This window comes from Clostridium liquoris (genome assembly GCF_002995785.1).
Classification (GTDB): domain Bacteria; phylum Bacillota; class Clostridia; order Clostridiales; family Clostridiaceae; genus Clostridium_AO; species Clostridium_AO liquoris.
Window position 1 is genome coordinate 24,071 of the sequence record NZ_PVXO01000018.1, and the last position, 11,012, is coordinate 35,082.

Consider the following 11,012-nt stretch of genomic DNA (forward strand, 5'->3'; position numbering starts at 1 on the left):
TAAACCCACTGGGACAGTTAACAACTTTTAAGCTTTTAAATAAGTATTTAATGAAAAGTTGATAGCTGTCCTTAGTTTTGTTATATTTATTATGGAGCATCTAGAAGTTGGTGTAGAAACTTTTGAAAAATAAAAGTATAATATATCAGTAAATAAATATGAAAGAATGATGACTATATGGAAAATAATTTTTATACGAAAAAAGAAGAAATAATAAATGCTATAACCCATGGAATTGGTGCTGGACTATCTATAGCTGCATTAGTTATCTTAATAGTATTTTCAGCATTAAAAGGAACAGTATGGCATGTAGTGAGTTTTTCTATATATGGAGCAACTTTAGTAATACTTTATTTAGAATCTACACTATATCATAGTATTACAAATGGAAAAGTAAAAAAGTTATTTAGAAAATTTGATCATATGTCTATTTTTTTATTAATTGCAGGAACCTACACTCCTTTTTGCCTAACCATACTTAGAGGAAAGTTAGGATGGACAATATTTGGAATAGTATGGGGATGCACAGTATTGGGAGTGATTTTAAAGGCTTTTTATACTGGGAAAAAAGAACTTGTCTCCACAATACTATATATAGTGATGGGATGGCTCATAATTATAGCCATTAAGCCATTATATTTGTCAATGACATTTAAAGGCTTTATGTTTTTATTAATAGGAGGAGTACTATATACAGCAGGAACCTATTTTTTCTCTAAGGATGAAATCCCTTACAATCACGGCATATGGCACCTATTTGTCATGGCAGGAAGCATATGCCACTTTTTTTCAGTAATGAGTTTACTTTAAATTATGTCAGGTGCTTTACAAATAATCTTTAAGCAACAATCCTGTTATAATATTAATGTAGCATATCATGAGGGGGTTTACTTGTATATGAAAAACATATTAACAGAAGAGAATATAAATAAATTAAAAGAAGAATTAGATTACAGAATGACTAAAAAAAGAGCTGAAATAGCAAAGGAAAAATTAAAAGCAGCTGCTCATGGTGATAGGTCGGAAAATGCAGAATATAAAGAAGCATGTGCAAACTATAGGGAAAATGATAATAGAATTCAATATTTATTAACTATGATTTCAACTGCAAGTGTAATAGATGATAAAAGTCAAGATAAGTCAGTGCTAGGAGTTAATAGTAAATGTAAAATTAAATTTGTAGAAGATAAATTTGAAACAAATGTATCACTAGTAACCACAATGGATGCAGAGCCAGAAAAGATGCTTATAAGTATAGAATCAGATTTAGGAAAAGCATTAATGGGTAAAAAGGTTGGAGATGTGGTTGAAGTTGATGCTCCAGGTGAAAAATATACAGTAGAAGTAATAGAAATTATGTAATTATTTGCTATCCTTTTCCAGAATACCGACATTCAAGAAAAATCTATAGGATTAGAAAGCTTGGCCAATGCCTCACAACCACCATTGATGTCCTTACTTATACAAAAAAGTGACAGTTAAGAACTTTTATGCTTGCAAATAAGTATTACAGTGAAAAGTTTTTAACTGTCACTTTGTCTTGTTAAAACAAAAATTATTTATTATATCAAGAAGAAGTAAACAAATGGTGTTGCTAAAACCAATGATAAAATGATCCTCTCTACCCATACAATCAAAATATCCTTAATATCAAGAGGAATCTCTGTTGATAAAACACAAGGAATAGAAGCAGAGAAGAAAAGTATTTCAGAAACACATACTATTGCTACAACTCCTTTAACAAGTGGAGAAGCGGAAGCAACTATGCTGGCTGGAAGAAACATTTCTGCAAGACTTATTGCTAAACCTTTAGATAGTAAGGAAGCCTCGCCGCCAAACCCTAAAAGTTTTGTAAATGGAAGAAATATATACCCAATTATATCAAATACAGGTGTAAATTCAGCTAGTACAAGACCTAAAAATCCAATAGACATAAGAGTAGGACCTATAGAAAGAGCAAGACCTATGCCATCTTTAAAGTTTCTTTTAATGCCTTCCATCACACCAGGAGCCATTTCACATGCTTTAAGCCCTTCATTTAAAGCAGTAGAAAATATCTTTCCTTTTTCAGCTTTAGGCTCAGGTACAACTTTCATATTATTATAACCACTATCTGGTTTTTTTGATAAAGGATAAAGTCTAGTAGTTAGTGCTGTTACAATAAAAGTTATGATAAGAGTACCCCAAAAATATGGATTCCATTTGTCCATTAATCCTAATGTTTTGGCTACAACAACCATGAAAGTTGCAGAAACTGTGGAGAATCCGGTTGCTATAATACATGCTTCTTTTGTGGAGTAAAAGCCTTCTTTATATACCCTATTGGTAATAAGTAATCCTACGGAATAACTGCCTACAAAAGATGCTACTGCATCTACAGCAGAACGGCCAGGAGTTTTCCATATAGGACGCATAATAGGCTGCATAAAGACACCAACAAATTCCATAAGACCATAATTTATTAAAAAGGCTAAAAATACAGCTCCCACAGGAATAAGCATTGTGACGGGAATAACTACCTTATTAAAAACAAAGGGCAACATTCCCGGAGTTTGTATTCTCGCAGGACCTAGTTTAAATACTGCCATAAAATACACAAAGATTCCTAAAACTTTGAAAATTGAAAAAACTGTAGTGACACCATCTTTATTCCAGGTCTTTTTAATAAATGGCAGTATTGCACCAAGAATAATTATTATTCCTACATAGACAATACCAAAGTAAGGAATTTGACGGATAAAGGTTACAATATGGTCAATTGGTATGGATTTTGATCCGCCAATGGTTATTGGTACAAAGAACATAAATATTCCTAAAAGGTTTAAGAAAATAAACTTAGGCATAGTAGAAGCTTTTCTTGTGTTTTTATTCATAGATAATCCTGTGTTATCATTCATAGACAATCCCCCCCAAATTAATTTTTTTTTATGAATATTGCGAACATTGATAATAATACTTTACTAGTAAAATATTTCTCCATTTAATTGTACAATATTTGAATTTTTTTGTCTACTAGTTTTCCGCATGCAGGGGACAGTTAACAACTTTTGTGCTTATGGACAAGCATTTTGACAAAAAGTTGTTAACTGTCCCTTAAAATATAAGCAAATTATATCAAATTTAAATTCTATGGATTTTATGTAAATACCCTAAAGGATTATGCGTATATATATAGAATATAAGATTTATAAATATATGAGCAAAAGTGGTTTGTATTATACTCAAGGTATAGGTTCCTATTATATAGGTGATATATGTGAAAATTTATAAGAATGGAGTGGTGATATGTTATATAGAAAGTTTGGGAAAACCCGTGAAGAAGTATCCATATTAGGTTTTGGATGTATGAGGTTTCCAGTAGTAGATAAGGATTATAAAAAAATAAATGAAGAAGAGGCCATAAAACAAATAAGATATGGTATTGATAATGGAATTAACTATATTGATACTGCATACATGTACCATGGAGGAATGAGTGAACCGTTGGTTGGGAAAGCACTTAAAGATGGTTATAGAGAAAGAGTAAAATTAGCAACAAAGCTTCCTTCCTGGCTAGTACACAGTAGAGAAGATATGGATAAATACTTAAATGAGCAGCTTGAAAAACTACAAACAGACCATATAGATTTTTACCTTATGCATGCTTTGAATAAAGCATATTGGGAGAATTTAAAGAAACATAATGTATTTGATTTCTTAGATAAGGCATTAGCTGATGGAAGAATAAAATATGCAGGTTTTTCTTTTCATGACGATTTAAATTTATTTAAAGAAATTGTAGATTATTATGATTGGAGCTTTTGCCAAATTCAATATAATTTCATGGACGAAAATTATCAAGCAGGCAAAGAAGGACTAAAATATGCGGCAGAAAAAGGACTTGGAGTTGTAATCATGGAACCACTAAGAGGAGGAAGTCTCACAAGAAATATTCCAGAGGATGTTAAGGCTATATGGGATAAAGCTGAAATCAAGAGAAGCCCAGCAGAATGGGGATTTAGATTCTTATGGGATCAGCCAGAAGTTAGTGTAGTTTTAAGTGGAATGAATGAAATTCAGCAGATAGAGGAAAATATAAAATCTACAGAGACGGCATATCCAAACTCATTAACAGAAAAAGAAGCTGCATTAATACATGAAGTTAAGCAAATATATGAATCAAGAATAAAAGTTAATTGTACAAATTGCAGGTATTGTATGCCTTGCTCATTTGGTGTTGATATACCATCAAATTTTGAATATTTAAATGAAGCCTCAATATATGGAGATATTAAAGCTTCAAGAAACAAGTATAATTCTTCTCTAAAAAGCAGTGAAAAAGCTTCAAGCTGTAAAGAATGTGGAAAATGTGAAAAGCTATGTCCTCAGCATATTCAAATAAGGAAAATGCTAAAAGAAGTTGTAGAAACCTTTGAAAAATAAAAGTATAATATATCATGATAGAACCATCAAAAATAAAAGAAGAATCTAAAAAGGTTGAAAGGGAGAATTATAAATGGAAGAATGTATATTTTGTAACTACAATCCAGAAGAAATAATAGCTGAAAATAAATTAGCTTTTGCTATAATGGATAAATTTCCGGTAAATGAAGGACATGCATTAATAATACCTAAAAGACATTTTCCATTCTTCTTTGAGGCTACAGAAGAAGAGATAAAGGCCATATACAGCCTTATGCATGAAGTTAAAGAAATGTTAGATATTCAGTATGAACCATCAGGATACAATGTAGGAGTTAATGTGGGATATTATGCTGGACAGACTATAAAGCATTTACATGTGCATCTAATTCCAAGATATAAAGGGGATGTGGAAAACCCTAAAGGTGGAGTCAGAAATATAAAAAGGGCATTAGTTGAGTATGATGGATAATAAAAATAGCAAGACAATTAAGGGTCAAAGTTATTTGGCATTGTAAATGTATACCTTGCTCTTATTTTTCATGAAATTTAAAACTTTGTATTGAGTGTGTTATAATACCATATGTTTAGATTTAAACCAGGGGGATATATAAATATGAAAAGAATTTTAACTACCATAACATTAAGTATACTTTTAGTACTCAACTCTGTACCATTAACTGTTCATGCACAAGCTCCAGCAGCTACCAAAGGTGCAAATGCATTAATTTGGATCGAACAAATACTTGATATTTTTATAGTACCTGCAATATTATTCGTAACATTATTTTTTGTAATTAAATATTCTATTATAAGTGCAGTTAAAACTATGAAAGATAAAAAAATTCTATAAAACATGTGTATTATTATGGCAAGAACTTAAGCGTATAAGCCATTTAATTGAAATAAAGATTGGGAAAAATATAAATACCAAGAAATTTAATTTTTATAATCAATTTAGAAATAAAAAGATTATGTTGTAAAACTAATTTAATAATATAAATAGTAACAAAACTTTTTATAGTTAATTCTAGCATATCCAATACCACCCACTTGGCTATTGGTGAAATAATTCACCAATAGCCCAAGGAGGATAAAATATCCAAAACCTCCGTAGCCATCCTACTACGGAATTTCTATATTGTAACCTGGATATTATATCATAATTATGTATATTGATGATAGGGATGTACCATTTCATAGATTAACTTTAACAAAGGGAACAACTTATAATAGTTATCTTTTGCTTACAGAAAAACCTACAATTATTGATACTGTAGATATATAGGTTTTGGAAGAGAATATATTAGAAAATTTTAAAACATCAGATGCAGTACTTGTTGGAACATCTATAAAATATGGAGATATGATTGGAAAATTCCTGCATGCTATAGGACACCGTAAAAAGAGAGGCCCTTCTTTAAAAAAGGGGAGCCTCTTTTTTTGTATAATGTGACATTTAAAATTATGTTTATTTATTTATAACCTCTCTGCTTATCCATTGCCTCATCTTTAATTTCTTCTCTCATACTGCTGAGAGAATCCAGTCTTCTTTCATTTTTTTCTGTTAAAGAATTTTTAGTTTTTTCATCATCTGTTACTGAAATCATTTCTTCCGCACGGTTATAGTTTTGAATAGTTTTATCGATGTTGTATTGAATTTTATCTACATTATCCCTTCTATCGTCTGGTTTGCTTTTCATATATTTATCACCTCTTAGATATTTTGCTACAAGGGATAATATAATATGCATTTCCAAAGGCAATAATATGTTTGTAAATATATACCTTTACCCAAGGTAATCTTTTATTCAAAATGATGGTGGTTATATTTATGCTTTATCTGATAAAACAAACAACAGGTTAATTTATACGAAAATTAAATTTTGTGATTATTTTATTGATATAAACTACGAAAGAATAATTGACAAAAAATAAGTTTATAGAAGAATAAAAAAAGAAAAATGATACTTTATAAATAACAACAACTTAGCTCTATATGGGTATGATATAATGAAGGCGATTGAAAAAGTTTTTAGAGATGGAAGTGGTAACATGTCAGATATTAAACTGTTTAGGATACATAATGGAGTAGAAGAATTATCAGCCACCTGGGTATCCTTAGAAAGGGAACTTCAAACATTGATAGAGCAGAATATGAGTACTTTCTTTGGAGTGAACTTTTTAAAAACTGAATATGTGACATCCAATGGTGGACGTATTGATAGTCTCGGAGTAGACGAAAATAACTGTCCGGTTATATTTGAATATAAGAGATCAAGTAATGAAAATGTAATAAATCAAGGATTATTTTATTTGGATTGGCTTTTAGATCACAAAGCTGATTTTGAACTTTTAGTTATGAAGACATTGGGTAAAGATTTTTCTGATAAACTTGATTGGACTATGCCGCGCCTTATTTGTATAGCAGGGGATTTTACTAAATATGATGAATATGCTGTAAAGCAAATTAATAGGAATATAGATCTTATCAGATATAAAAAATTTGGAGAAGAATTGTTAATGTTTGATTTGATTAATTCAAATGTAGCCACACCAATTAATAGTGTTAGTGAAGAAAAATCAATAAAACAAAGTACAGATAAGACTTTTGATGAACAATTAGAAACTACAAGTGAAAAATTAAGAGAATTATATGCTTCCATTAGGGATTATATTTTAGCACTTGGTGATGATGTAACTGAAAATAAACTCAAATTATATAGTGCATTTAAGAAAATAAAAAATATTGCATGTGTGGAAGTTAGAATGAAAAGCATAATGCTATATTTAAGACTCAATCCTGAAGATATTACGCTTGAAAATGGTTTTACAAGGGATGTAAGTAAAATCGGCCATTGGGGAACAGGAGATTTAGAAGTTACAATAAAGAATGTGCATGATTTTGAAAAAGCTAAGGAATATATCCATAGGGCTTATGAGATAAATTAATTTTTAAATATTAGCAAGAATATAAACAACTCCAAGAGTGATAAATTGCTTAATTATAACAAATATATTGATAGCTTTTGTGATATGCAGTATGAAGCAGTTACTTATATCTCACAAAAGGGTAAGGAAAAAGCTCTAGAAAGCTATATTGATGTTTTAAAGATAGAAAAGTTTCAAGAATATTTAATGTACAAGCCCAAAGAAGCTTTTTATGAGAAATTAAAGCAGCGTATTTAACCGCTGTATCAGATAGCTGAAAATCAAGAATTTCAGGTAATTGATAAAATTTGATTGTAGGAATAAAAATAAAGCAAACGAAATATTCAATAGTTCTCGAAAAGAATTAATTAATATTTTTGAAAAGTATAAAATTAATGATGATGGAAGTATAAAATATTGGTACAATAAGTAGTAATTATTAAATTCAATATAATTTATAATTATGCAAGGGTAAAGTGTTACAAAGTAAGAAAAAGCATGTATTGCTAATAATAAATAATTATAATGCAATATATGCTTTTTTATTTTATTCATAAACTTTTTCAAGAACAATTCTTTTTTTAAATCCGTCACGATAAAATTTATTTTCTTCTCTTTTAGTATAATGTATATCAAATTTTTTATCATTATTTTCATGATTTATGGGATGTTGTCTCTTCATATTTCAAATAAGAAATAAAATTATAGTATATTAATACTCACTTAACTTATGTTAAGTATATTTTTTATCCCCAGAGAAATACATATGATTTTTTTATCAAATTTTCTTATTTCACTGTTTTTTATAATATCGACACGATATTCATCAATATTTTCTTTAGCAGTAGTACCATCTTGTGTTTTGAAATTTATATACCAACCTGAATTTTTTATAAACTTTATTACTGGTCTATATCCTTTCTCGTATAGATGCATATTCCATTTCTTGACTATGATACCTGGGATTATAAAGGCATAATAATCGCCTACACAAACTAGTATTTCATAATCTACTTTATCATGATAGTAAATGCCAAATAAATACTCATCAGATTTTGGGTCTGTTACATGTATTTCTACATGTTTTTTTCCTATAATATACCGTGAAGGGGATATATACCTAACCTCTTGCCCTTGAAAGGCAGTTTCAAAAACACGATTTACATACATGTGACGTTCTTTTGTAGTAATTTTATTCTTGCTCATTTTAAAATACAACTCCATGTAATATCTTTATTAATATATGTTTATTAACTATTTAATGAAAAATGACATATTACCTAAAAATACTTATATTTTTAAATAACACAAGGCTCTAATACACCTTGTAGCAACATATTGTGATTGAAAAAATTTATATAATACAAAGTTATATATGTTTTTTTATATATTAAAATATAAAAATAAATTAACTATATTGAATTAAAACTTAAAATGTGGAAATAAATTCAAAAGAGGGAGGTTGTAATGATGAAAATAATTTTAAATACAGTAGGAGCATATTTAAGCAAGAAGGATGATAGATTTCAAGTAAAAGTTAATGATGAAAAATCAGAATACTCATGTAAAAAAGTAGAGCAAATTTTAGTAAGTACATCAGTTCTTATTACAACAGATGCACTTCAATTAGCAGTGGAAAATAATATAGATGTAGTATTTTTACAGTATAATGGTCAGCCTTTTGGTAGGGTGTGGCACTCCAAGTTAGGAAGTATTTCTACTATAAGAAGAAAACAGCTAAAACTTATAGATATGCCCTTAGGCACAAAATTTGTAAAGGAATGGATCACTGAAAAAATTAACAATCAAATCCTGCATCTAAAAAAACTTGAAAGTAATAGAAGTGATGAAAAAATAAAGATATTAGAAGATTCCATAGAAAAAATAAAGCTACAATTAGACAATATATCTAAGGTAAAAGAAGTTCCAATAAAAAATGTTAGAAATACTATTGAAGGTTATGAGGGTACTGCTGGAAGAATATATTTTTCTACATTAGGTAAGGTTATTCCTGAAAAATATGCTTTTGGGGGCAGAAGTAAAAACCCAGCAGAGGATATGTTTAATTGTATGCTTAATTATGCTTATGGAATTTTATATTCTAATGTGGAAAAAGCATGTATTATAGCAGGACTAGACCCATACATAGGTATTATGCACACGGATAATTATAATAAAACAGCATTAGTGTTTGATCTTATAGAGTTATACAGAGGATATATGGATGAAATAGTATTTAAATTGTTTAGCAAAAGACAAGTTAAAATAGAAATGTTTGACCAAGTGGAAGGTGGGTTGTGGCTAAACAAGGAGGGAAAGGTTTTATTAATAGGAGCGGTAAATGAAAAGTTTGCAGACAAAATTAAATACAAGGGAAGAAATATAGAATTAGGTAATATTATTCAATATGACTGTCACAGTATTGCTAATAAAATATTAGAGGAAGTGGAAAGCACAGATGTTAGTATGGGTTGTATATGATATTACTGACAATAAGATAAGAAATAGAATAGTAAAGTTTTGCAAAAACAAAGGATTATATAGGGTACAAAAAAGTGTATTTTTAGGAACCTTAGATAAAAATGAAAAGGATGAGCTTAAGATAATGGTTCAGGATACTATTGATAAGATTACAGATTCGGTATATATATTTCCATCAAGTAAGGAATTTTTAAATGATACAGATTTAATAGGTCAAGGATTTGATAAGGAGTTGATTTCTGATGAGCTTATATCAAAATTCATATAATGAAAATGAAGTATATACTACACCTTCAGAAATAATAGAATTTATGTATTGCCAAAGGTTTACCTATTTTATGAAATGCTTAGGAATAAGACAATATGAGGAAAAAAGATATAAGGTTGCAAAGGGAAAAAACATACATGTAGATAAAAGTAATACAAATGTAAACTATGTAAGGAAAAAGATAAATGGCATATCTAAATATATTAATGTTTACTTGATTTCTAAGAAGTTAGGATTTAAGGGCATTGTTGATGAGATATATCAATTAACTGATGGTAATTTAGCTCCACTTGATTATAAGTATGCTGAATATAGCGAAAGAGACTTTTTAACATATAAAATGCAGATGGCATTGTATTCTTTGCTTATAGAAGATATCTATAAATCTAAGGTTGAAAAGATGTTTTTGGTATATTTTAGAAGTAATAATTTAATTAAAGAGTTACAATTTGATGAAGGGACAAAGGAAAAGGCTATTGAAGCTGTAAAAGATTATAAAAAGGTAATGATGGGGTATTATCCAGGGGCTACAAAATATAGAGCAAGGTGTATTGATTGTTGTTATAGAAATATATGCAATAAATAAAGGCGTTACATTGATTAGTGTAGCGCCTTAATCCTTGTTTTAATGGATTAATAAATCGTAACAATGTTTCAATACTTATTATTATGTATAATTATATTATTGCAAGATAATAAAAAAATAATCAATAAAGAAGGATTTAGAAAATGCTTATGGTATAAATATTAATATGATGGTAAAAATACATTTAGTATAATAAATCGTTACAATTAAATATAAACGGAGACTAACTATATGAAGTCAAGTAAAAGTTAAAAGATTTTTATAGTTGTTTGATTAATGTTTAATTAATAAAAAAGAGCATGACAAAAAGAGCAATCAAAGATTACTTTTAAAAAAATTACATTT

At 28.8% G+C, this 11,012-nt stretch carries 13 protein-coding genes and 1 pseudogene; 11 read left to right on the forward strand and 3 right to left on the reverse strand.

Annotated features, from left to right (window positions below; all coding sequences use genetic code 11):
• Window positions 1–177 precede the first annotated feature (177 nt).
• Both trhA and CLLI_RS03665 read left to right on the forward strand, forming a co-directional pair.
• Window positions 178–810 carry a PAQR family membrane homeostasis protein TrhA gene (trhA, locus tag CLLI_RS03660; protein ID WP_106062892.1) on the forward strand — a complete coding sequence of 211 codons (633 nt, stop codon included), beginning with the start codon at window positions 178–180 and terminating at the stop codon, window positions 808–810.
• Window positions 811–897: 87 nt separating this feature from the next.
• Complete coding sequence (locus tag CLLI_RS03665) at window positions 898–1,362, forward strand: GreA/GreB family elongation factor (protein WP_106062893.1); 465 nt, start codon at window positions 898–900, stop codon at window positions 1,360–1,362.
• A 200-nt stretch (window positions 1,363–1,562) separates the two neighbouring features.
• On the opposite strand, the gene CLLI_RS03670 is transcribed toward CLLI_RS03665, so the two are convergent.
• Window positions 1,563–2,897, reverse strand: a complete 1,335-nt coding sequence (locus tag CLLI_RS03670; protein ID WP_106062894.1) for a YjiH family protein — start codon at window positions 2,895–2,897, stop codon at window positions 1,563–1,565.
• A 388-nt stretch (window positions 2,898–3,285) separates the two neighbouring features.
• On the opposite strand from CLLI_RS03670, the gene CLLI_RS03675 reads away from it, so the two are divergent.
• From CLLI_RS03675 to CLLI_RS15100, 4 genes and pseudogenes are all read left to right on the forward strand, one after another.
• A complete protein-coding gene (locus tag CLLI_RS03675; protein WP_106062895.1) occupies window positions 3,286–4,422 on the forward strand; it encodes an aldo/keto reductase in 1,137 nt (378 codons plus the stop codon).
• Window positions 4,423–4,495: 73 nt separating this feature from the next.
• Window positions 4,496–4,873, forward strand: coding sequence for an HIT family protein (locus tag CLLI_RS03680; RefSeq protein ID WP_106062896.1), 378 nt, complete (start codon window positions 4,496–4,498; stop codon window positions 4,871–4,873).
• 144 nt (window positions 4,874–5,017) lie between these two features.
• Complete coding sequence (locus CLLI_RS03685) at window positions 5,018–5,254, forward strand: hypothetical protein (protein WP_106062897.1); 237 nt, start codon at window positions 5,018–5,020, stop codon at window positions 5,252–5,254.
• A gap of 315 nt (window positions 5,255–5,569) precedes the next feature.
• Window positions 5,570–5,709, forward strand: a pseudogene (locus CLLI_RS15100) (FprA family A-type flavoprotein); the annotation flags it as partial.
• Between the two features lie 167 nt (window positions 5,710–5,876).
• Here CLLI_RS15100 and tlp read toward each other — a convergent pair.
• Complete coding sequence (gene tlp, locus CLLI_RS03700; protein ID WP_106062899.1) at window positions 5,877–6,104, reverse strand: small acid-soluble spore protein Tlp; 228 nt, start codon at window positions 6,102–6,104, stop codon at window positions 5,877–5,879.
• Window positions 6,105–6,414: 310 nt separating this feature from the next.
• Between tlp and CLLI_RS03705 the strand changes: the two genes are divergently transcribed.
• Window positions 6,415–7,353: a DUF5655 domain-containing protein gene (locus CLLI_RS03705; RefSeq protein WP_242975520.1), complete on the forward strand. Its 939-nt coding sequence runs from the start codon at window positions 6,415–6,417 to the stop codon at window positions 7,351–7,353.
• Window positions 7,354–7,398: 45 nt separating this feature from the next.
• A complete protein-coding gene (locus CLLI_RS03710; RefSeq protein ID WP_242975521.1) occupies window positions 7,399–7,590 on the forward strand; it encodes a hypothetical protein in 192 nt (63 codons plus the stop codon).
• Window positions 7,591–8,055: 465 nt separating this feature from the next.
• Here the strand turns inward: CLLI_RS03710 and CLLI_RS03715 are convergent, their stop codons facing one another.
• Window positions 8,056–8,538, reverse strand: a complete 483-nt coding sequence (locus CLLI_RS03715) for a hypothetical protein (RefSeq protein ID WP_106062900.1) — start codon at window positions 8,536–8,538, stop codon at window positions 8,056–8,058.
• A gap of 261 nt (window positions 8,539–8,799) precedes the next feature.
• Here CLLI_RS03715 and cas1 point away from each other — a divergent pair, with 261 nt between their 5' ends.
• The 3 genes from cas1 to cas4 are packed head-to-tail and all read left to right on the forward strand — an operon-like array spanning window position 8,800 to window position 10,667.
• A complete protein-coding gene (gene cas1, locus CLLI_RS03720; RefSeq protein ID WP_242975522.1) occupies window positions 8,800–9,813 on the forward strand; it encodes a CRISPR-associated endonuclease Cas1 in 1,014 nt (337 codons plus the stop codon).
• Window positions 9,791–10,081: a CRISPR-associated endonuclease Cas2 gene (cas2, locus tag CLLI_RS03725; protein WP_106062902.1), complete on the forward strand. Its 291-nt coding sequence runs from the start codon at window positions 9,791–9,793 to the stop codon at window positions 10,079–10,081. The genes cas1 and cas2 overlap by 23 nt, the downstream gene beginning before the upstream one ends.
• Entirely contained in the window at window positions 10,056–10,667 is a 612-nt protein-coding gene (gene cas4 / locus CLLI_RS03730) for a CRISPR-associated protein Cas4 (RefSeq protein ID WP_106062903.1), read from the forward strand. Before cas2 ends, cas4 begins: the two co-directional genes overlap by 26 nt.
• Window positions 10,668–11,012: the final 345 nt, after the last annotated feature.